Consider the following 20,962-nt stretch of genomic DNA (forward strand, 5'->3'; position numbering starts at 1 on the left):
TGCCCGCCCGCACATCAGTAGCCTCGACCCGTGCGCATCGTCCGTTACGCCTCACCCACCGGCATGTCCTTCGGCGTCCTCGACGGCGACGGCCAGGTCGCCCAGATCGAGGGCCACCCCTTCGGCCAGATCAGCTTCACCGGCCAGCGGCACGCCGCCGCCGACGTCCGGCTGCTCTCGCCGATCCTGCCCAGCAAGGTGGTCTGCGTCGGCAAGAACTACGCCGACCACGTCGCGGAGATGAAGACCGGCGACGCGCCGAAGGAGCCGCTGCTCTTCCTCAAGCCCTCCACCTCGGTGATCGGCCCCGGTGACGCGATCCGCATCCCGCCGGGCAGCACCAACGTGCACCACGAGGCCGAGCTGGCCGTGGTCATCGGCGCGCGCGGCGCCCGGCACGTCACCGAGGAGCAGGCCGCGGCCAGCATCTTCGGCTACACGATCGGCAACGACGTCACCGAGCGCGACATGCAGCGCGCCGACAACCAGTGGACCCGGGCCAAGGGCTTCGACTCCTTCTGCCCGATCGGCCCCTGGATCGAGACCGACCTGCCCGGCATCGGCAAGGACCCCGCCGACCTGCAGGTCACCTGCACCGTCGACGGCGAGCTGCGCCAGGACGGCCGCACCAGCCAGCTGCTGTTCGGCATCCCGACGCTGATCTCCTACATCTCCCAGGTCATGACGCTGCTGCCCGGCGACGTCGTGCTCACCGGCACCCCGGCCGGCGTCGGCCCGCTGCGCGCCGGTGGCTCGGTCACCGTCGCCATCGAGGGCCTGGGCGAGCTGACCAACTCCGTCACCGGCGCGGACACGACGTCCACCGCCCGATGAGCACCCCCGTCCGCACGCGCTTCTGCCCCTCGCCCACGGGCACGGTGCACGTCGGCGTCATGCGCGCCGCCCTGTTCAACTGGGCCTACGCCAAGCACACCGGTGGGCAGTTCGTCTTCCGCATCGAGGACACCGACGAGGCGCGCAACACCGAGGAGTCCTACCGCCACCTGCTCGACAGCCTGCGCTGGCTGGGCCTGGAGTGGGACGAGGGCCCCGAGGTCGGCGGCCCGCACGGCCCGTACCGGCAGTCCGAGCGCGGGGAGGTCTACCGCGACGTGCTGGCCGAGCTGCTCGAGGCCGGGCACGCCTACGAGTCCTTCTCCACCCCCGAGGAGGTCGCCGCCCGCCGGGTCGCCGCCGGGCAGGACCCCAAGCAGGGCTACGACGGCGCCGACCGGGAGACCACCGAGGCGCAGAAGGCCGCCTTCCGCGCCGAGGGCCGCCAGCCGGTGCTGCGGCTGCGGATGCCCGACACCGACCTGTCCTGGGACGACCTGGTCCGCGGCGAGGTCACCTTCGCCGCCGGTGCCGTCCCCGACTTCGTGCTCGCCCGGGCCGGCGGCCAGCCGCTGTACACCCTGGTCAACCCGGTCGACGACGCCCTGATGGGCATCACCGACGTGCTGCGCGGCGAGGACCTGCTCTCCTCCACCCCCCGCCAGCTCGCGCTCTACACCGCGCTCACCGACGTCGGCCTCGCCCAGGGCGCCCCCCGCTTCGGCCACCTGCCGCTGGTGATGGGCGAGGGCAACAAGAAGCTGTCCAAGCGCGACCCCACGTCCAACCTCGACCTCTACCGCGAGCGCGGCTTCCTGCCCGAGGGCCTGGTCAACTACCTGGCGCTGCTGGGCTGGGCGATCGCCGACGACCGCGACGTGTTCTCACCCGCCGAGCTGGTCGAGGCCTTCGACGTCCGCCGGGTCAGCCCCAACGCGGCCCGCTTCGACCTGAAGAAGGCCGAGGCGATCAACGCCACCCACCTGCGCGCGCTGCCGGTCGAGGAGTTCGTCGCCCGGGTCACCCCCTACCTGGCCGACGCGGGGCTGGTCGACCCCACCCCGACCCCCGAACAGCAGCGGGTGCTGGACACCATCGCGCCGCTGGCCCAGGAGCGCATGGTCGTGCTGTCGGAGGCGGTTGGCCTGCTGGGCTTCCTGTTCCGCGAGCAGCCCGAGTACGACGAGGCCGCGGTGGCCAAGCAGCTCACCGGCCCCGACGCCGTCGAGGTGCTCGACGCCGCCACGGCGGCGCTGACCGCCCTCCCGGAGTGGACGACGGAGGCCGTCGAGGCGGCGCTGAAGCAGGCGCTGGTCGAGGAGCTGGGCCGCAAGCCCCGCCAGGCCTTCGGCCCGGTCCGGGTGGCGATCAGCGGCCGGACCGTCAGCCCGCCGCTGTACGAGTCGATGGAGCTGCTGGGCCGCGAGGCCTCGCTGGCCCGGCTGGCCGCCGCCCGGGAGGTCGCGGCGCGGTGACCGGGCCGGGGTGGTCCTACGGCGGTCCGCCGCCCACGCGGCCCTGGGGTGCACAGCCCCAGGTGCCGCGGTCGTGGGTGCCCGCCCCGCCCCCGCCCGTCCTCCCGCCCCCGCCGGCCGCGGGACGGCCGGTCACCCCGCCCGGGGCGCCGCCCTTCGACACCCCGCAGCCCTACGCCTGGCTGATGCGCGCCCGCGACTGGGCGTGGTGGCGTCCGCTGCTGGGCCTGCTGCTGTTCGCCGTCCTGTACGCCGTGGCCGCCGTCCTGGTGGTGTTCGTCGTGCTGCTGACCGGGGTGGTGCCGGTCGCCGACCTGCTCGACCTGGTCGACCCCGGTGTCCTGCTGCTCACCAACGCCTCGCTGATCGTGGCCATCCCGATCGTCTGGGCGTCGTGGGCGGTCGCGCACGGCATGGGCCGGGGCTGGTCGGGCTCGGTCCGCGGACGCATCCGCTGGCGGCTGCTGCGGCCGCTCACGTGGCGGGCGCTGGCCACCGTCGGCGTCGGCGTCGTGGTAACCATCGGCCTGTCGCTCATCGACGGGCCCGTCTCCGTCAGCGGGCCCGACGGCAGCTACGTCTGGCTGCTGGTCGTGGTCCTGCTGACCACGCCGCTGCAGTCGGCGGCCGAGGAGTTCGTCTTCCGCGGGTACCTCAGCCAGACCGTCGCGGCCTGGTTCCGGACCGAGCGCACCGGCGCGGTCGTCGCCGCCGTCGCGACCGCGGCGCTGTTCTCCGCCGCGCACGCCCCGCCCGACGTCCTCACGTTCTTCGACCGGTTCGTCTTCGGCCTGGCGGCCTCCTGGGTCACCCGGCTCACCGGCGGGCTGGAGGCGGCGATCGTGCTGCACGCGGTCAACAACGTCGTGGTGTTCGTCCTGGCCGGGGCGCTGGGCGGTGACACCGGCACGGCGCTGCCGCTGTCCTTCGGCACCGCGCTGCTCATCACGCTGCTGGACGTGGTGGCGATGGGGGCCTACGTGTTGCTGGTGGCCCGGGCCCGGCGGACCCTGCAGCCGGAGCTGCGCAGCCCGGCGGTCGACCTGCGCCGGGCGCCGGTGGCCTGGCAGCCGACCTGGGTGCCGGCCCCGCCGCTGCCGCCGCAGGCACCGGTCGCCACCGCGCCCGAGCCCGACGCGCGGTGGTCCCGGGAGGGGGGTGCGTGAACGCCGTCCGGGCATCGGGTAGTGTCTCCGACGGCGCCGAGAGGCCCGCACAACAGCACAGCCCATGGGGTATGGGGTAATTGGCAGCCCGACGGTTTCTGGTTCCGTTAGTCTAGGTTCGAGTCCTGGTACCCCAGCGAGGAACGCTCCACCTCCTCTGTACTATCTGCACTGAAGTTCTGGCCCCGTCGTCTAGCGGCCCAGGACGCCGCCCTCTCACGGCGGTAGCGAGGGTTCGAATCCCTTCGGGGCTACACCACGAGGACCCCCGGCCCACCAGGGCCGGGGGTCCTCCGCGTTGCACGTGCGTTGACGCCGCCTGCGCGGTGGGCTGTGATCGAGGTCTCACCCACCCTCAGCGCGGAGGCGTCCATGAGCAGGCTCCGGTTCGGCATCTTCCTGGCCCCGTTCCACCCGGCCGGGGAGAACCCCACGACCGCGCTGCAGCGCGACCTCGAGCTCGTCGCCCACCTCGACCGGCTGGACTACGACGAGGCCTGGATCGGGGAGCACCACTCCGCCGGCAGCGAGATCATCGCCTCGCCGGAGATCTTCATCGCGGCGGCCGCCGAGCGCACGAAGCGCATCAAGCTGGGCACCGGGGTGACCTCGATCAGCTACCACAACCCGCTCTGGGTGGCCGAGCGCATGGTGCTGCTGGACCACCTCACCCGCGGCCGGGTGATGCTGGGCTGCGGGCCGGGCTCGCTGCCCACCGACTCGATGATGCTGGGCCTGGACCCCACGGCCACCCGGGAGCTGCTGGCCGAGAACCTCGACATCATCATGCGGCTGCTGCACGGCGAGACGGTCACCGCGACCACCCGCACGCACACCCTCGTCGACGCCCGGCTGCACCTGCGCCCCTACAGCGAGCCGCTCTTCGACGTCGCCGTCGCCGCGGTCGCCTCGCCCACCGGCCCCCGGCAGGCCGGCACGCACGGCGTCGGGTTGCTGTCGGTGGGCGCCACGCTGTCGGCGGACGGCTTCGACGCGCTCGCCCACCACTGGGGCGTGGTGGAGGAGCGGGCGGCGGCGCACGGGCAGACGGTGTCCCGCCGCGACTGGCGGCTGGTCGGGCTCATGCACGTGGCCGAGACCCGGGAGCAGGCCTACGCCGACGTGCAGTTCGGCATCGAGCAGTGGTTCCGGTACTTCCAGAAGACCGCGGCGTTCCCGCAGATGGCGGTCGAGGGCGGCGACGTCAAGGAGATGATCGACTTCATCAACGACGCCGGGATCGGTGCGATCGGCACGGTCGAGGACGCCCGCGCCCAGGTGCAGAAGCTGTGGGACCAGTCCGGCGGGTTCGGTGCGATGCTGCTGCTGGCGCACGAGTGGGCCAACCCCGAGGCCACCCGGCGCTCCTACGAGCTCATCGCCCAGCACGTGTTCCCGCACTTCCAGGGCGGCCAGGTCACCCATGCGCAGGCCACCCAGCAGGCCAAGGAGCGGGCCGCGGGCAAGCGCGAGGACTACGCGGCCGCCCAGTTGCAGGCGGTGGCGACGATGACCGAGCGCTACCAGGCCGAGGTCGCCGCGAAGGGGTGAGCACCCAGGGTTGAGCCCCCTGCGTCCGGGGGCACCGAGCCCCCGGACGCGCCCACCCTGGGCGCGCAGACCTCGGGAGAAACTCGTGGACCTCGGCATCACCGGACGCACTGCCCTCATCACCGGAGCCGACTCCGGCATCGGCAAGGAGACCGCCCGCCTCCTGCTCGCCGAGGGGGTGAAGGTGGTGATCAGCGACCAGGACGCCGAGGCCCTGGAGAAGGCCGCCGCCGAGCTCGGCGGCGACGTCACCGCGGTGGCCGCCGACCTCACCGACGCCGCCGACGTGGAGCGGCTGAAGGCGGCGGTCACCGAGGCCATCGGCGACCCGCACATCCTGGTGAACGCGGCCGGGATCACCGGCGCCCAGGGCCTGTTCCACGAGATCGACGAGCAGGGCTGGCGGGACACCCTGGAGATCGACTTCTTCGCCGCGGTCCGGGTGGTGCGCGCCTTCGTCGACGGCATGCGGGCCAACGGCTGGGGCCGCGTCGTCCTGCTGGCCAGCGAGGACGCCGTCCAGCCCTACGTCGACGAGCTGCCCTACTGCGCGGCCAAGGCCGCCGTCCTCTCGCTGGTCAAGGGGCTGTCGAAGACCTACGGCTCGGACGGCCTGCTGGTCAACGCGGTCTCGCCGGCGTTCATCGCCTCGCCGATGACGGACAAGATGATGGAGAAGCGGGCCGACGAGAACGGAACCAGCTTCGACGAGGCCGTGGAGTCCTTCCTGGAGGAGGAGCGGCCGGGCATGGAGCTGGGCCGCCGCGGCCGGGTCGAGGAGGTCGCCGCGGTCATCGCGTTCCTCTGCTCGGAGCGCGCCAGCTTCGTCAACGGCAGCAACTACCGGGTCGACAGCGGGTCGGTCTCGACGATCTGAGTCGCGGCCGGGTGGGGCTGTTAACGTTCACAATCGTGATCAGCACCACCCGGCACCTCGCGGACGGCCGCGAGATCGTCTACTTCGACGCCGTCCCCACGCCCCGGGAGGCCGTCGACCCGCGGGAGCTGCCGCCGGTGGCGACCGCCTCCCAGGTCCGCTGGGACCCGCTGCTGGGGGAGTGGGTGGTCATCGCCGCGCACCGGCAGACCCGCACCTTCCTGCCACCGGCCGACCAGTGCCCGCTGTGCCCCTCGACCCCGGGCCGGGCGACCGAGGTGCCCGAGGCCGACTACGAGGTCGCGGTCTTCGAGAACCGCTTCCCGTCGCTGTCCACCGAGGTCGACCGGGACGTCCCCGTGCACGCCGAGGGCAACCCGCTGGTGACGCTGCGGCCGGGGGAGGGGCGCTGCGAGGTCATCGTGTTCACCAGCGACCACGACCGGTCCTTCGCCGACCTCGGCCGCGACCGCGCCCGACTGGTCGTCGATGCCTGGGCGCACCGCACGCAGGCGCTGTCCGCGCTGCCGGGCGTCGAGCAGGTCTACCTGTTCGAGAACCACGGCGAGGAGATCGGGGTGACGCTGTCGCACCCGCACGGGCAGGTCTACGCCTACCCGTTCCTCGCCCCCCGGGTGCAGCGCATCCTCGGGCAGGTGGGCGCCTACGAGGGCGACCTGTTCGCCGACGTGCTCGCCGCCGAGCGCTCGGGCCCGCGGGTGGTCGCGGCCAACGACCACTGGACGGCGTTCGTGCCGGCCGCGGCGCGCTGGCCGTACGAGCTGCAGCTGTTCCCGCACCGCCGGGTGCCCGACGTCGCCGCGCTGACCGACGAGGAGCGCGACGCCTTCGTCGAGGTGTACCTGGACGTGCTGGGCCGTTTCGCGCACCGGTTCGACGAGCCGATGAACTACATCTCCTCCTGGAACCAGGCCCCGGTGCACGCCGGGCGCGAGGAGTGGTGGCTGCACCTGCAGCTGTTCAGCTTCCGCCGCGCCCCCGGGAAGCTGAAGTACCTGGCCGGCTCGGAGTCGGGCATGGGTGCCTTCGTGTCCGACACCTCGCCCGAGGGCGCGGCCGAGGCGCTGCGGGCGGTGGTCCTGCCGTGAGCACCTTCGACGAGGTCTTCGGCACCGCCCCCGAGGGCGTGTGGCAGGCGCCCGGCCGGGCCAACGTGATCGGCGAGCACACCGACTACAACGACGGCTACGTGCTGCCGGTGGCCCTGCCGCACCGGGTGCTGGCCTCGGTCGGCCGGCGCACCGACGGCCTGCTGCGCATCGCCTCGGTGCAGCAGCTCGGGTCGGTCGTGGAGCTGCCGATGGCCGAGGTGCGGGCCGGCAACCCGGCCGGCTGGGCCGGCTACGTGGCCGGCGTGGCCGAGCAGTTCGACCTGCCCGGCGGCCTCTCGGTGCTGGTGGACGGCGACGTCCCCGCCGGCGCCGGGCTGTCCTCCTCGGCGGCGGTCACCTGCTCGGTGGCGCTGGCGCTGCGCGACCTGCTGCGGCCCGAGCTGCCGGTCGACGCCCTGGTCGACGTCGCCCGGCGGGCGGAGAACGACTTCGTCGGGGCGCCCACCGGGATCCTCGACCAGTCGGCGTCGCTGCTGTGCCAGGCCGGGCACGCGCTGTTCCTGGACACCCGTGACCGCAGCCGGCAGCAGGTGCCCCTGGACCTGGCCGCGGCCGGGCTGGCGCTGCTGGTGGTCGACACCGGCCACACGCACTCGCACGCCGACGGCGGCTACGGCGACCGGCGGCGGGAGTGCGAGGCCGCCGCGGCCGCGCTCGGCGTCCCCGCGCTGCGCGACGCCACCGTCGAGGACGTCGAGGGCATGGCCGACGAGCTGTTGCGCCGGCGCGCCCGGCACATCGTGACCGACAACGCCCGGGTGCTGGAGGTCGTGCGGATGCTGACCGACGGCGGCGACCCGCGGGCGATCGGCCCGGTGCTGACCGCCGGGCACGTGTCGCTGCGCGACGACTTCGAGATCTCCACCCCCGAGCTGGACGCGGTGGTCGACACCGCCCTGGCCGCCGGTGCGCACGGCGCGCGGATGGTCGGCGGCGGCTTCGGCGGGTCGGCGATCGTGCTGGTGGAGACCGGCGACCTGGAGGCGGTGACGGCCGCCGTCCAGCCGGCGGGTGGCAGCTACCGCACCTTCGTCGTCGTCCCCTCGCCGGGCGCGCACCGGGTCGCGTGACCGAGCTCGGCGACCTGCGCGCGTCCTACGACCGGGTCGCCGACGCCTACGTCGGGATGCAGGCCGGGGACCTCGGCGCGCACCCGTGGCTGCGGGCCGCGCTGGCCGCGTTCGCCGAGGAGGTCCGCGACCTGGGGCCGGTGCTGGACGTCGGGTGCGGCCCGGGGCAGGTGTCGGCGCACCTGGCCGGGCTGGGGGTGGACGTCTCGGGGGTCGACCTGTCCCCGCGCATGGTCGAGCACGCGCGCAGTGCCCACCCGCAGCTGCGCTTCGAGGTCGCCTCGGCCACGGAGCTCGGGCCCGCGCCCGGGTCACTGGGCGGGGTGCTGGCCTGGTGGTCGCTGTTCCACCTGCCGCGCGCGTCGGTGGCGTCGGTGCTGGCCGTGCTGGCTGAGGCGCTGGTGCCCGGCGGCCAGCTCGCGTGGGGCACCCACGTCGGGGACGGCGAGGTGCAGCGGACGGACGCCTACGGGGTCGAGGGCGTCGGGTGGACGACCTACCTGTGGCAGCCGCAGGAGATGGCCTCCGTGCTGGCGGGCGCCGGGCTCGAGCCCGTGGTGGAGCTCCGCCTCCCGCCGCTGTGGAGGGCCCGCCCGCAGGCCCTCCTCGTCGGCCGCCGCCCTCGCTGACCCCCGGTCGACCGTCGTCCGACGCTCATCGACCACTCCGGGCCAGAAGTGGTCGCCGAGCGTCAGCTGACGCCCGCCGGCGGGGCGGCCGGCGGGGCGGTCGGCGGGGCGGTCAGCGGGCGGTGCGGCCGATCGCGTGCGCGGCGTCGAGCACCGCGCCGACGACCTCCGGGCTCGGGCGGCGGCCCAGCCGCTCCACCGGCCCCGACACCGACACCGCGCCCAGCACCCCGCCGGCGCCGTCCCGCACCGGTGCCGACAGCGAGGCCACCCCGGGCTCGCGCTCGGCCACGCTGTGCGCCCAGCCGCGGCGGCGGACGTCCAGCAGTGTGCGGGCGGTGAAGGAGGCCGACTGCAGCAGCGGCGTGACCTCCTCGGCGGGCGCGAAGGCCAGCAGCGCGTGTGCCGCCGAGCCCGCTGTCATCGGCAGCCGCGCACCCACCGGCACGGTGTCCCGGAGCCCGGTGAGCCGCTCGGCGGCGGCCACGCACACCCGCGCGGCGCCGTCGCGGACGTAGAACTGCGCGCTCTCGCCGCTGGCGTCGCGCAGGGTGACCAGGTGCCGGGTCGCGGCCTCGGCGAGCTGGTCGGCGCGGTCCCGGCTGCCCCGGCCGAGCTCGGCCAGCGCGGGGCCGGGCGCCCACGACCCGTCGGGACGGCGGCGCACGAGCCGGTGCCCCTCGAGCGCGACGGCGAGCCGGTGCGCGGTCGCCCGCGGCAGTCCGGTGCGCTCCACGAGCTCGGCGAGCGTGGCCGGGTCGTCGGCGACGGCGTGCAGGATCGAGACCGCTTTGTCCAGCACGCCGACGGGGTTAGGCTGTCCCACGAGCTGATACTTGCATCCCACTGAATGGGAATGCAAACGAGCCGGAGGAGGCGCAGCCGTGGGACGGACCCTGGCGCAGAAGGTCTACGAGCAGCACGTGGTGCGACGCACCGAGGGCGAGCCGGACCTGCTCTACATCGACCTGCACCTGGTGCACGAGGTCACCAGCCCGCAGGCCTTCGACGGTCTCCGCGCGGCCGGGCGCACCGTCCGCCGGCCGGACCTGACCATGTCGACCGAGGACCACAACGTCCCCACCACCGACCTGCTGGCCCCCATCGCCGACCCGGTCAGCCGCGCGCAGGTCGAGGCGCTGCGGAAGAACACCGCGGAGTTCGGCATCCGGCAGGCGCCCATGGGCACCCGGGACCAGGGCATCGTGCACGTCATCGGCCCGCAGCTGGGCCTGACCCAGCCCGGCATGACCATCGTGTGCGGCGACAGCCACACCTCCACCCACGGCGCCTTCGGCGCGCTGGCCTTCGGCATCGGCACCAGCGAGGTCGAGCACGTGCTGGCCACCCAGACGCTGCCCCAGCGCCCCGCCAAGCAGATGTCGGTGCGGGTCGACGGCGAGCTCCCCGCCGGCGTCAGCGCGAAGGACATCATCCTGGCCGTGATCGCCGAGATCGGGACCAACGGCGGCCAGGGCCACGTCGTCGAGTACCGGGGCACCGCCATCGAGGCGCTGTCCATGGAGTCCCGGATGACGATCTGCAACATGTCGATCGAGGCCGGCGCCCGCGCGGGCCTCATCGCCCCCGACGAGACCACGTTCGAGTACCTGCGCGGTCGCGAGCACTCGCCGCAGGGCGCCGAGTGGGACGCCGCCGTCGCCGCGTGGCGCGAGCTGCGCACCGACGACGACGCCGAGTTCGACCGCGAGGTCGTCATCGACGCCGCGTCGCTGACCCCCTACGTCACCTGGGGCACCAACCCCGGCCAGGGCCTGCCGATCAGCGGCGCGGTCCCCGACCCGGCCGACTTCGCCGACGAGACCGACCGCCGGGCGGCCGAGGACGCACTGGCCTACATGGGCCTGACCGCCGGCACCCCGATGCGCGAGATCCCCGTCGACACCGTCTTCCTCGGCTCGTGCACCAACGGCCGCATCGAGGACCTGCGGGTGGCCGCCGAGCTGCTGCGCGGCAGGAAGGTCGCCGCCGACACCCGGATGCTCGTCGTCCCCGGCTCGATCGGGGTCAAGCAGCAGGCCGAGGCCGAGGGCCTGGACGCCGTCTTCACCGCCGCCGGTGCCGAGTGGCGGGGCGCGGGCTGCTCGATGTGCCTGGGCATGAACCCCGACCAGCTGCAGCCCGGGGAGCGGTCGGCGTCGACGTCCAACCGCAACTTCCAGGGCCGGCAGGGCAAGGGCGGGCGCACCCACCTGGTCTCGCCCGCCGTCGCCGCCGCCACCGCCCTCACCGGGAAGCTCACCGCCCCGGCCGACCTGCAGGAGGTCAGTGCCTGATGGACGCCTTCACCACCCACACCGGCACCGCCGCCCCGCTGCGCCGCAGCGCGGTCGACACCGACCAGATCATCCCGGCCGAGTACCTCAAGCGGATCACCCGCACCGGCTTCGAGGACGGCCTGTTCGTCGCCTGGCGCACCAACGAGCCGGACTTCGTGCTCAACAAGCCCGAGTACGCCGACGCCTCGATCCTGGTCGCCGGCCCCGACTTCGGCACCGGCTCCTCCCGCGAGCACGCCAACTGGGCTCTGCTGGACGGCGGCTTCCGGGTGGTGATCAGCCCGCGGTTCGCCGACATCTTCCGCAACAACTCGACCAAGTCCGGCCTGCTCACGGTGGTGCTGCCGGCCGAGGACGTCGCGGCGCTGCAGGACGCCTGCGAGGCCGACCCGGCGCTGCCGGTGACCGTCGACCTGGAGGCCCGGGAGGTCCGCTGGGCCGACCGGACCGTCGGGTTCGAGATCGACGACTACACCCGCTGGCGGCTGCTCGAGGGCCTGGACGACATCGGCCTCACCGAGCGGCACCTCGCCGACATCGACGCCTACGAGGCGCAGCGCCCCTCCTGGAAGCCGACCACCACCCCGGTCTGACGGGAACCAGCAGGGCGGCGGGGGCGACTGCACAGGTGACACCCAGGAGAGGACCCCTGTGACCCACCGCCCCCGCGCCCTGCTGCTCGGCCTGCTCGCCCTGCCGCTGTGGCTGCTCGGCGCCGGCAGCGCCGCCGCCCACTCCGGCCTGAGCAGCACCGCGCCCGCCGAGGGCGCCACGGTGACCGACCCGCTCGCGGCGGTCGTGCTCACCTTCAGCGGCACGGTCCGGGGCCCCGACGTCGTCGTCACCGGCCCGGACGGCGCCCCGGTGGGCACCGCGGCGGCCACCGCCGACGGCAGCGCCGTCACCGCCCCCGTCACCCCCACCGCGACCGGCGCGCACACCGTCACCTGGGCGGTCACCTCCGCCGACGGCCACCGGCTCGAGGGCAGCTACGTCTTCACCTACGCCGGCCCCGTGCCCACCACCCAGGCGCCGACGACGACCCGGGCCCCCGTCACCCCGAGCGTCGCCCCGAGCGCCGCGCCGAGCCCGGCCGAGCCCAGCGAGGCCGCCGCCACCGCGCCCGAGGACGGGCCGAACCTGCTGGTGCGGGTCGTCCCGGTCCTGCTGGGCCTCGCCGTCGTCGGGGCGGTGGTGTGGCTGGTCCGGCGCCGTCAGGCGTCGGGGTCGGCGGGGAAGTCGCGGTAGTAGTCGGCCAGCAGCCGGCCGGGCCGACCGCCCAGCACCCACACGCTGCCCTTCGCCGCCGGCGGCCACAGCGACCCCGTCGTGCCCGGGAACCGCACGCCCAGCGCCATCAGCACCGACGGGATCGCCCCGCCCTGGCTGCAGACCACCGTGACGCCGGGCCCGCGGCGCTGCTCCAGCCAGGCCTCCACCCGGTCGATGCCGGCCTGCGGGTCGTCGCCGAAGCCGTCCTCGCCCAGCTCCGGGACGCTGCCGACCTCCAGGCCCAGCGCCCGGGCCAGCGGGGCCATCGTCTGCGCGCAGCGCACCGGTGGCGCGGCGAGCACCTCGGTGGGGCCGAAGGCGGGGAGCACCTGCGCCAGCCGGGCGGCCTGCGCCCGGCCCCGGGCGTCCAGCGGGCGCTCGTCGTCCGGCCCGGCGAAGTCGCCGCGCTCCCCGGCGCTGGCGTGCCGGACCAGCAGCAGGCTGGGCGTGCGCGGCACGTCGGTGCGGGCCAGGTCGGCCAGCACCGCGGCGTCGTGCGGGTGGGTGACCAGCTGGGAGGCCTCCGGCACCGGCAGCCAGCGCAGCTCGTCGACCTCGTCGTTGACCGCGAACTCACCGGCCACGTGCTGCATCGTCCAGTAGTCGACCCGCTTGGGGCCGTGCTTGTGGGCGTAGCGGGTCTGCACGCTGCGCCGCCCGACCGCCACGGCCAGCCCGGTCTCCTCGCCGACCTCGCGCACGGCGGCCTGCAGCGGGTGCTCCCCGTCGTCCAGCTTGCCCTTCGGCAGCGACCAGTCGTCGTACTTGGGCCGGTGCACCACGGCGGTCTCCAGCACCCCGCCGGGGCCCGTCCGCCAGACGGCGCCGCCGGCGGCCGGCTGCAGGCGCTCAGCCAGCGAGCTCACCGGCCATGACCCGCGCCTGGAAGTCGTGCTCCCCGGTCTGCGTCCAGCGGCCGTCCGCGCCGAGCTGGAAGCTGCGGACGTCGTCGGCCATCGCGCCGTCGAACATCCGCTGCAGCTGGTCGGCGGCGTGCTGGTCGCCCACCCGGAGCAGGACCTCCACGCGGCGGTCCAGGTTGCGGTGCATGAGGTCCGAGCTGCCCAGCCACCACTCCGGCGTCCCGTCGTTGGCGACGTGGATGACCCGGGAGTGCTCCAGGAACCGGCCCACGATCGAGCGCACCCGGATGTTCTCCGACAGGCCCGGCACCCCCGGCCGCAGCGCGCAGATGCCGCGGATCCACAGCTCCACCGGCACCCCGGCGGCCGAGGCCTCGTAGAGGGCGTCGATCAGCTCCTCGTCGACGAGGGAGTTCACCTTGATCCGGATCCCGGACGGCCGGCCCTCGGCGGCGTGCCGCGCCTCGCGGCGGATCTTCTCCAGCAGCCCGGCCCGGATGCCGTGCGGGGCCACCAGCAGCGACCGGTAGGTGGTCTGCCGGGAGTAGCCGGTGAGGGTGTTGAACAGGTCGGTCAGGTCGGCACCGACGCGCGGGTCGGCGGTCAGGATGCCGAGGTCCTCGTAGATGCGCGCGGTCTTGGGGTTGTAGTTGCCGGTGCCGATGTGGCAGTACCGCCGCAGGACGCCGTTCTCCCGGCGGACCACCAGCGCGGTCTTGCAGTGCGTCTTCAGGCCCACCAGGCCGTAGACGACGTGGCAGCCGGCGCGCTCCAGCGTCTTGGCCCAGCTGATGTTGGCCTCCTCGTCGAAGCGGGCCTTGATCTCCACCAGGACGACGACCTGCTTGCCGGCCTCGGCCGCCTCGATGAGCGCCTGCACGATCGGGGAGTCACCCGAGGTGCGGTAGAGGGTCTGCTTGATCGCCAGCACGTTCGGGTCGGCCGCGGCCTGCTCGATGAAGCGCTGCACGCTGGTGGCGAAGGAGTCGTAGGGGTGGTGCAGCAGCACGTCGCCCTCGCGCAGGGTGGCGAACACGCTCTTGGGGCTCTCGCCGTCGGAGAGCCGCGGGTGCGTGCCCGGCACGAAGGGCTCGTCCTTCAGCTCGGGCCGGTCCAGCCCGTACAGCGCCATGAGCGAGGCGAGGTCGAGCAGGCCCGGCACGTGCAGCACGTCGGTGGGGGACACCTCGAGCTCGTGCATGAGGACGTCGAGGATCTGCGGGTCCATCGAGTCGGTGACCTCGAGCCGGACGGCGGGGCCGAACCGGCGGCGCTGCAGCTCCCGCTCCAGCGCCTGCAGCAGGTCCTCGTCGCGGTCCTCCTCGACCTCGACGTCGGCGTTGCGGGTCACCCGGAAGACGTGCTGGTCGATGACGTCCAGGCCGGGGAACAGCTGCCCGATGTGCGCGGAGATGAGGTCCTCCAGCGGCAGGTAGACCGACTGGTCGTCCTCGGTGTGCACCGGGACGAAGCGCGGCACGTTGTCGGGCACCTTGACGCGGGCGAAGCGCGGTGCCCCCGTCTCGGGGTCGCGCACCGACACCGCCAGGTTCAGCGACAGGCCCGAGATGTAGGGGAAGGGGTGCGCGGGGTCGACGGCCAGCGGGGTGAGCACCGGGAAGACCTGGTCGCGGAAGTACTCGCGCAGCCGCATCGACTCGCCGTCGCCGACCTGGTCCCAGTGCACGATCCGGATGCCGTTCTCCTCCAGCCGCGGCAGCACGTCGTCGACGAAGACCCCGGCGTGCCGGGCGACGAGCTCCTGCGTGCGGTCAGAGATGCGCGCCAGCTGCTCGCGGATGGTCAGCCCGTCGGGGGAGCGGACGGTGAGACCGGTGCTCTGCCGGCGCTTGAGCCCGGCGATGCGCACCATGTAGAACTCGTCGAGGTTGCTGGCGAAGATCGCCAGGAACTTCACCCGCTCCAGCAGCGGGGCGCCCTCGTCCTCGGCCAGCTCCAGCACGCGGGCGTTGAAGTCCAGCCAGGACAGCTCCCGGTTCAGGAAGCGGTCGGGGTGCTGCGGGGCGGGGGGAGCCGTCTCGGTCGGCGTGTCGGGCACCCCGACATCTTGGCCTACGCCGGTGAACGGCCGGTGATCACGCGCAGGCCGGGCGCAGCGCCGCCCGGGTGCGCGGTCCGGTGCCCAGCCGCTGGGCCTCGGCGAGGTGCGCGGGGGTGTCGACGTCGCGCCGCAGGCCCGGCCAGCCGCCGGGCAGGGCCACCGCCCCGGACGCCGTGTGCGCGGCCGCGGAGCCGGGCCCGAAGGCCGGCTCCAGGAGGCCGTCGGTGACCGCCAGCAGCGTCGTCCCGGTGCCCTCGGCGTCGGCCACGAAGGACCGCCGGTGGGCGGCCGCGGCCCCCAGCGCGGCCGCGAGCTCGTCCGCGCGCAGCGCGGGCAGGTCCGAGTGCAGGGTCGCCACCAGCGGGTTCCCGGCGGCGGCGGCGCCGTGGCGGAGGGCGGCGTCCAGCCCCCCGGCCGGCGGGTCGGCCAGCACCCGGGCACCGGCCGCGGCGGCCACCGCCGCGGCGCGCGGGTCGTCGGTGACCACCCAGGCCGAGCCCACCGCGGCGCAGCCGGCCACCGCGTCGAGGGTGTCGCCCAGCATGGCCAGCACCAGGTCCTCGTGGGCAGCGCGGGTGCCGGTCGGGCCGAGCCGGGTCTTCGCCACGGCCAGCCGCTTGGCGGGGACGACGACCGACCAGCGCTGCACGTCCCCACGCTCCCACACGGTGCCGGGTGAACTGTGGGTGAACGCCCTCGCCCCCGGCCCGACCAGGCCCTACGGTGCGCCCATGGTGGCTGCGGTCGTCGTCCTGGTGGTGGTCGCGCTGGTCGCCCTGCTGGTCCGGGGACTGCGGCGGCGCCGCGCCGGCTTCTACGCCGTCGACCCCGGGGCGTCGCCGGGCGACGCCCGGGGCGCGGTCAACCGCCACTCCTGGATGCTGGGCGGGGGAGGCGGCGGGGGCGGCTGAGCCGCGCGGCGCGGGTTGCTGCCGGTCGGTGCGGGGGAACGGGGCAGACTGACCGGGTGGATTCCGACGTCGCCCCGGGCAGCCGGTGGCCGCGCCGGCGGTGGCGGCCGCGCCCACCGCTGACCTGGTCGCTGCGGATGTGCCTGTACGTGGTCTGGCCGGTCGCGGGCCTGCTCTACGACCTCCGGCTGCGGCACGCCGAGCGGATCCCGGCCACCGGCGGCGTCCTGGTGGTCGCCAACCACGTGTCGGTGCTGGACCCGCTGGCCTGCGCGATGCTGCTCTACGACGCCGGCCGCGTGCCCCGGTTCCTCGCCAAGGACGCGGTGTTCAAGGGCCTGGCCGGCACCATCCTGCGGTCGGCCGGCCAGATCCCGGTGCACCGCGGCACCTCCGCGGCGCAGAGCTCCATGCGGGCCGCCGAGCAGGCGCTGGCCGACGGCGAGGCCGTGGTGATCTACCCCGAGGGCTCGGTCACCCGCGACCCCGACTGGTGGCCCATGCAGCCGCGCACCGGCGCCGCGCGCCTGGCGCTGACCAGCGACGCCGTCGTCGTCCCGCTGGCGCAGTGGGGCCCGCAGCGGGTGCACGACTACCACACCAAGCAGCTGCACCTGCGGCTGCGCACCCGGGCCGACTACCTGGTCGGGGAGCCGGTCGACCTCTCCGACCTGCGCGCCCAGGTGCGCGAGGGCCGGCCGATCACCGCCGACCTGCTGCGCGAGGCCACCGACCGGATGATGGGCCGGGTCCGCGCCCAGCTGGGCGAGGTCCGCGGCACCACCCCGCCGGTGGCGGTGCACCCGCGGCCGGGCCGCACCGCGGGCGACCTGCCCGGGTCGGCGGGCGCCGCGTGACCCGCGCCGTGGCCCGGGCGGCGGTGCTCAGCGCGGGCAGCTGGGGGACGACGTTCGCCAAGGTGCTCGCCGACGCCGGCTCCGAGGTCACCCTCTTCGCCCGACGGCCCGAGCTCGCCGCCGCGATCACCGCCGACCGGGAGAACGCCGACTACCTGCCCGGCGTCCGGCTGCCCGACGGCGTCACCGCCACCGACGACGCCGCCCGGGCCCTGGACGGCGCGGACCTGGTGGTGCTGTCGATCCCGTCGCAGTCGCTGCGCGAGAACCTCGCCGACTGGGCCCACCTGGTGCCCGCCGACGCCACCCTGCTGTCGCTCATGAAGGGCATCGAGCTGGGCACCACGCGGCGGATGAGCGAGGTGGTCTGCGAGGTCACCGGCGCCCACCCCGACCGGGTCGCGGTGCTCAGCGGGCCCAACCTGGCCCGCGAGATCGCCGAGGAGCAGCCCTCGGCGACGGTCATCGCCTGCGCCGACACCGACCGGGCCGAGGCCCTGCAGGCCGCCTGCCACACCCGCTACTTCCGGCCCTACACCAACCCCGACGTCGTGGGCTGCGAGCTGGGCGGGGCGGTGAAGAACGTCATCGCGCTGGCCGCCGGCGTGGCCGAGGGGCTCGGGTTCGGCGACAACACCCGGGCCTCCCTGATCACCCGCGGGCTCGCCGAGACCGCCCGGCTGGGCCAGGCGCTGGGCGCGGACCCGCTGACCTTCGCCGGGCTGGCCGGGCTGGGCGACCTGGTCGCGACCTGCTCCTCCCCGCTGTCGCGCAACCGCACGTTCGGCGAGCACCTGGGCCGGGGGATGAGCATCGAGGAGACGGTGGCGGCGACCCGGCAGACCGCCGAGGGCGTGAAGTCCTGCCGCTCGGTGCTGGACCTGGCCCAGGCCCACGGGGTCGACGTGCCCATCACCGAGGCCGTCGTCCGGGTGTGCCATGAGGGGGAGTCACCGGTGCAGATGGTGCGGGAGATCATGAGCCGGGAGGCCAAGAGTGAGTGAGCTCGGCGACGGCACGCGGGTCGTGCGCGGCGGCGACGAGCCGGTCACCCCGGGGGCCCCGCTGCGGCCCTCGCCGGTGTTCGCCGCCCCGTACCACCTGGCCGAGGACCCCTACGCGACCGACTTCTACGCCCGGCCCGGCCACCCCACGCTGCGGGTGCTCGAGCGCGCGGTCGGGGACCTCGACGGCGGGGAGTGCCTGGTCTTCGCCACCGGCATGGCCGCCATCAGCGCCGCCGTCCTGGCCGTGGCCGGGGCGGGCGACCGGGTCGTGGTCCCCAGCGACGGCTACTACCAGACCCGGGCGTTCGGCGAGGGCGAGCTGACCCGGTTCGGCATCGAGGTGCAGCAGGTCCCGACGCTGCAGATCGCCGAGGTCGCCGCCCGCGGTGACCTCGACGGCGCGGCGTTCGTGCTGCTGGAGACGCCGTCCAACCCCGAGCTCGACGTCTGCGACATCGCCGCCGTCGCCGCCGCCACCCAGGCCTCCGGTGCCGTGCTCGCGGTCGACAACACCACCGCGACCCCGCTCGGGCAGCGGCCGCTCGCGCTCGGCGCGGACCTGGTGCTGGCTGCCGACACCAAGGCCCTGACCGGCCACAGCGACCTGCTCATGGGGCACGTCAGCGCCGCGCGCACCGAGCGGGGGCGGGCGCTGCACACCCGCATCAAGGCCTGGCGCGACCGCACCGGCAACGGCCCGGGCGCCTTCGACGCCTGGCTGGCGCACCGGTCGCTGTCGACGCTGGACCTGCGGCTGGCCCGCCAGGCCACCACCGCGGCCGCCGTCGCCGACCTGCTCGCCGACCACCCGGCGGTCACCGGCGTCCGCTGGCCGGGTCGGCCCGGGGACCCCTCCTTCGAGCTGGCGTCCCGGCAGATGCTGCGGATGAACGGGGTGGTGTCGGCGACCCTGGCCGACGAGGCCGCGGTGCACGCCCTGGTGCGGGCCAGCGACCTCTGGCTGGCCGCGACCAGCTTCGGCGGCGTGCACTCCACCGTCGACCGCCGCGCGCAGTGGGGCGGGGACGCCGTCGCCGAGGGGTTCGTGCGGTTCTCCTGCGGCATCGAGGACACCGCGGACGTGGTCGCCGACCTCGCCCGCGCGCTGGACACGCTGGTCTGACCCGGCCCGATAGGGTCGCCTGCGATGACCGAGACACGCAGGACCAGGGTCGCCGTCGTCTTCGGTGGACGGAGCGCGGAGCACGCCATCTCGTGCGTGTCCGCGGGCAGCGTGATGGCGGCGCTGGACCCCGCCCGCTACGAGGTGGTGCCGGTCGGCATCACCCGCGAGGGCGGCTGGGTGCTGCACGACGGCGGGCCACTGGCCATCGAGGGCGGCCGGCTGCCCGAGGTCACCGGCGGGACGGCGGTCTCCCTGGTGGGCGACCCGGGCGGGCGCGGCCTGTCGGTGCTCGAACCCGGCGAGGCCTTCGGCCGGCTGACCGACGTCGACGTCGTGTTCCCCGTGCTGCACGGGGCCTACGGCGAGGACGGCACCATCCAGGGCCTGCTGGAGATGAGCGGCCTGCCCTACGTCGGCTCGGGCGTGTTCGCCTCCGCGGCGAGCATGGACAAGGAGTTCACCAAGAAGCTGCTCACCGCCGCCGGCATCGAGCAGGGCGACCACGTCGTGCTGCGCGACGCCGCCGGCGCGCTGACCACGGACCCGGCGGCGCTGACCCAGGAGCACCGCGACCGGCTGGGCCTGCCGGTGTTCGTCAAGCCCTCCCGCGCCGGCTCCAGCATCGGCATCACCAAGGTCGCCGACTGGGCCGACTTCGACGCCGCCGTGGCCACCGCCGCCGCGGTCGACACCAAGGTCGTGGTCGAGGCCGCCGTCCCGGGCCGCGAGGTGGAGTGCGGGGTGCTCGCCGGTGTCGGCGGCGGGCTGCCCGAGACCAGCCTGCCCGCCGAGATCCGGCTGCGCGCGGGCGTCGACTGGTACGACTTCGACGCGAAGTACCTCGACGACGCGGTGGACTTCGACGTCCCCGCCGACCTCACCCCCGAGCAGACGGCCGCGGTGCAGGAGGTCTCCCGCCGGGCGTTCCTGGCGCTGGACTGCCGGGGGCTGGCCCGGGTCGACTTCTTCCTGGGCACCGACCCGGCCACCGGTGCCGACCGGCTGGTCGTCAACGAGGTCAACACCATGCCCGGCTTCACCCCCATCTCGATGTTCCCGCGGATGTGGGCCGCCTCCGGCGTGGACTACCCGACGCTGGTCGACCGGCTGGTGGCCGGCGCGCTGGCCGAGGGGTGAGCCCCTCCCGCGGCCTCCTGGTGCTGGTGTCGCTGGCCTCGCTGACGGGCTGCTCGGACGCGGTGCCCGGCTCGGCGACCTCGGCCGCCACCGCGGACGTGGGCCCGCTGCCCGGCGCCGTCGACGGCCTCGGCGACCTGGTCGTCACCGACGTGCCGTCGGGGCGGCCCCAGGTGCCCGACGACGAGCTGGACCCGCCCGCCGGCCCCAAGTCCCTGGCCGACGTCGCCGGCTACGCCGAGGACGCCGACCGCGAGGAGCAGGTGCTCACCGAGTACGGCTACCGCTGGGGGTGGGAGCGCTTCTGGGGCGCCGACGAGGACCTGACGTCGGTCTTCGTCGACCAGTTCGAGGGCCCGGACGGCGCGGCCTCCTACGCCGACGACCTGGCCCGCAACGACACCGATTACTACGGCGGCAACCCCGACCGCGACCCCGAGCACCTGCCCGACGGCTGCGCGACGCTGACCGTCGAGGACCCCGCCGAGGACACCCGGCTGACCGGGCCGGCCGCGTTCGCCTGGTGCGCGCACGGCCCGTTCACCGTCTCGGTCGCGGTCGTCTCCGCCGACACCGAGGACGCGCTCGCCCAGGTCGACGACCTCGTCGACCAGCAGCTGCAGCGCCTGCCCCGCGGCTGACCCCACCCACCCGGTCACCCCGCAGCGGTGCGGTCACCTGGCGCGCACCCG

The 20,962-nt window shown here is 74.8% G+C and carries 21 protein-coding genes and 2 tRNA genes; 19 read left to right on the forward strand and 4 right to left on the reverse strand.

All coding sequences use genetic code 11. From position 1 onward, the window contains the following. Positions 1-30 precede the first annotated feature (30 nt). The 10 genes from BLT39_RS16400 to BLT39_RS16445 all read left to right on the forward strand — a co-directional run bounded on the left by BLT39_RS16400 (position 31) and on the right by BLT39_RS16445 (position 8,735). Positions 31-834 carry a fumarylacetoacetate hydrolase family protein gene (locus BLT39_RS16400; protein WP_091065888.1) on the forward strand — a complete coding sequence of 268 codons (804 nt, stop codon included), beginning with the start codon at positions 31-33 and terminating at the stop codon, positions 832-834. Further along, positions 831-2,309, forward strand: a complete 1,479-nt coding sequence (gene gltX / locus BLT39_RS16405) for a glutamate--tRNA ligase (RefSeq protein WP_091065891.1) — start codon at positions 831-833, stop codon at positions 2,307-2,309. The genes BLT39_RS16400 and gltX overlap by 4 nt, the downstream gene beginning before the upstream one ends. A 77-nt stretch (positions 2,310-2,386) precedes the next feature. Beyond that, complete coding sequence (locus tag BLT39_RS16410; protein ID WP_131801501.1) at positions 2,387-3,475, forward strand: CPBP family intramembrane glutamic endopeptidase; 1,089 nt, start codon at positions 2,387-2,389, stop codon at positions 3,473-3,475. 65 nt (positions 3,476-3,540) lie between these two features. Then, positions 3,541-3,612, forward strand: a tRNA-Gln gene (locus BLT39_RS16415). Positions 3,613-3,656: 44 nt separating this feature from the next. Next, positions 3,657-3,729: transfer RNA gene (locus BLT39_RS16420), tRNA-Glu, on the forward strand. Between the two features lie 118 nt (positions 3,730-3,847). Continuing rightward, entirely contained in the window at positions 3,848-5,026 is a 1,179-nt protein-coding gene (locus BLT39_RS16425; protein ID WP_091066328.1) for an LLM class flavin-dependent oxidoreductase, read from the forward strand. Between the two features lie 85 nt (positions 5,027-5,111). Then, positions 5,112-5,903 (forward strand): SDR family NAD(P)-dependent oxidoreductase, encoded by a 792-nt coding sequence (locus BLT39_RS16430; protein ID WP_091065898.1) that lies wholly within the window; start codon positions 5,112-5,114, stop codon positions 5,901-5,903. A gap of 35 nt (positions 5,904-5,938) precedes the next feature. Continuing rightward, positions 5,939-7,012 carry a galactose-1-phosphate uridylyltransferase gene (gene galT / locus BLT39_RS16435; protein ID WP_091065901.1) on the forward strand — a complete coding sequence of 358 codons (1,074 nt, stop codon included), beginning with the start codon at positions 5,939-5,941 and terminating at the stop codon, positions 7,010-7,012. Beyond that, positions 7,009-8,106 carry a galactokinase gene (galK, locus tag BLT39_RS16440; RefSeq protein WP_091065905.1) on the forward strand — a complete coding sequence of 366 codons (1,098 nt, stop codon included), beginning with the start codon at positions 7,009-7,011 and terminating at the stop codon, positions 8,104-8,106. Before galT ends, galK begins: the two co-directional genes overlap by 4 nt. Further along, positions 8,103-8,735 (forward strand): class I SAM-dependent methyltransferase, encoded by a 633-nt coding sequence (locus tag BLT39_RS16445; RefSeq protein ID WP_242658484.1) that lies wholly within the window; start codon positions 8,103-8,105, stop codon positions 8,733-8,735. The genes galK and BLT39_RS16445 overlap by 4 nt, the downstream gene beginning before the upstream one ends. A gap of 112 nt (positions 8,736-8,847) precedes the next feature. Here BLT39_RS16445 and BLT39_RS16450 read toward each other — a convergent pair whose 3' ends face one another. After that, positions 8,848-9,537 carry an IclR family transcriptional regulator gene (locus BLT39_RS16450; protein WP_278247001.1) on the reverse strand — a complete coding sequence of 230 codons (690 nt, stop codon included), beginning with the start codon at positions 9,535-9,537 and terminating at the stop codon, positions 8,848-8,850. Between the two features lie 82 nt (positions 9,538-9,619). Here BLT39_RS16450 and leuC point away from each other — a divergent pair, with 82 nt between their 5' ends. From leuC to BLT39_RS16465, 3 genes are read left to right on the forward strand one after another with little or no spacing between them, the layout of a single operon-like run. Further along, positions 9,620-11,032 carry a 3-isopropylmalate dehydratase large subunit gene (gene leuC, locus BLT39_RS16455; RefSeq protein ID WP_091065912.1) on the forward strand — a complete coding sequence of 471 codons (1,413 nt, stop codon included), beginning with the start codon at positions 9,620-9,622 and terminating at the stop codon, positions 11,030-11,032. Continuing rightward, on the forward strand, positions 11,032-11,628 hold the full coding sequence (gene leuD / locus BLT39_RS16460; protein WP_091065916.1) for a 3-isopropylmalate dehydratase small subunit: 597 nt from the start codon (positions 11,032-11,034) through the stop codon (positions 11,626-11,628). The genes leuC and leuD overlap by 1 nt, the downstream gene beginning before the upstream one ends. 58 nt (positions 11,629-11,686) lie before the next feature. Continuing rightward, positions 11,687-12,283, forward strand: coding sequence for a copper resistance CopC family protein (locus tag BLT39_RS16465; RefSeq protein ID WP_091065923.1), 597 nt, complete (start codon positions 11,687-11,689; stop codon positions 12,281-12,283). Here BLT39_RS16465 and BLT39_RS16470 read toward each other — a convergent pair. From BLT39_RS16470 to cofC, 3 genes are read right to left on the reverse strand one after another with little or no spacing between them, the layout of a single operon-like run. Beyond that, on the reverse strand, positions 12,250-13,173 hold the full coding sequence (locus BLT39_RS16470; protein WP_091065926.1) for an NUDIX hydrolase: 924 nt from the start codon (positions 13,171-13,173) through the stop codon (positions 12,250-12,252). The genes BLT39_RS16465 and BLT39_RS16470 overlap by 34 nt on opposite strands. After that, positions 13,157-15,229, reverse strand: coding sequence for an RNA degradosome polyphosphate kinase (locus BLT39_RS16475; RefSeq protein ID WP_091065928.1), 2,073 nt, complete (start codon positions 15,227-15,229; stop codon positions 13,157-13,159). The genes BLT39_RS16470 and BLT39_RS16475 overlap by 17 nt, the downstream gene beginning before the upstream one ends. 37 nt (positions 15,230-15,266) lie before the next feature. Continuing rightward, positions 15,267-15,881 carry a 2-phospho-L-lactate guanylyltransferase gene (gene cofC / locus BLT39_RS16480; RefSeq protein ID WP_091066335.1) on the reverse strand — a complete coding sequence of 205 codons (615 nt, stop codon included), beginning with the start codon at positions 15,879-15,881 and terminating at the stop codon, positions 15,267-15,269. A gap of 82 nt (positions 15,882-15,963) precedes the next feature. On the opposite strand from cofC, the gene BLT39_RS16485 reads away from it, so the two are divergent. Genes BLT39_RS16485 through BLT39_RS16510 form a run of 6 tightly spaced genes read left to right on the forward strand, consistent with a single transcriptional unit; the run spans position 15,964 to position 20,911 of the window. Continuing rightward, the gene (locus BLT39_RS16485; protein ID WP_131801502.1) at positions 15,964-16,143 is read left to right on the forward strand and encodes a hypothetical protein; all 180 of its coding nucleotides are present in this window, start codon (positions 15,964-15,966) and stop codon (positions 16,141-16,143) included. A 56-nt stretch (positions 16,144-16,199) separates the two neighbouring features. Then, positions 16,200-17,000, forward strand: a complete 801-nt coding sequence (locus BLT39_RS16490) for a lysophospholipid acyltransferase family protein (protein WP_242658485.1) — start codon at positions 16,200-16,202, stop codon at positions 16,998-17,000. Then, a complete protein-coding gene (locus BLT39_RS16495) occupies positions 16,997-18,004 on the forward strand; it encodes an NAD(P)H-dependent glycerol-3-phosphate dehydrogenase (protein WP_091065939.1) in 1,008 nt (335 codons plus the stop codon). Before BLT39_RS16490 ends, BLT39_RS16495 begins: the two co-directional genes overlap by 4 nt. Continuing rightward, positions 17,997-19,130: a cystathionine gamma-lyase gene (locus tag BLT39_RS16500; protein ID WP_091065942.1), complete on the forward strand. Its 1,134-nt coding sequence runs from the start codon at positions 17,997-17,999 to the stop codon at positions 19,128-19,130. The genes BLT39_RS16495 and BLT39_RS16500 overlap by 8 nt, the downstream gene beginning before the upstream one ends. Positions 19,131-19,154: 24 nt before the next feature. Next, positions 19,155-20,270 carry a D-alanine--D-alanine ligase family protein gene (locus BLT39_RS16505; protein WP_091065945.1) on the forward strand — a complete coding sequence of 372 codons (1,116 nt, stop codon included), beginning with the start codon at positions 19,155-19,157 and terminating at the stop codon, positions 20,268-20,270. After that, complete coding sequence (locus tag BLT39_RS16510) at positions 20,267-20,911, forward strand: DUF7373 family lipoprotein (protein ID WP_091065946.1); 645 nt, start codon at positions 20,267-20,269, stop codon at positions 20,909-20,911. Before BLT39_RS16505 ends, BLT39_RS16510 begins: the two co-directional genes overlap by 4 nt. Positions 20,912-20,962 lie beyond the last annotated feature (51 nt).

Source organism: Klenkia brasiliensis (assembly GCF_900100695.1).
GTDB lineage: Bacteria > Actinomycetota > Actinomycetes > Mycobacteriales > Geodermatophilaceae > Klenkia > Klenkia brasiliensis.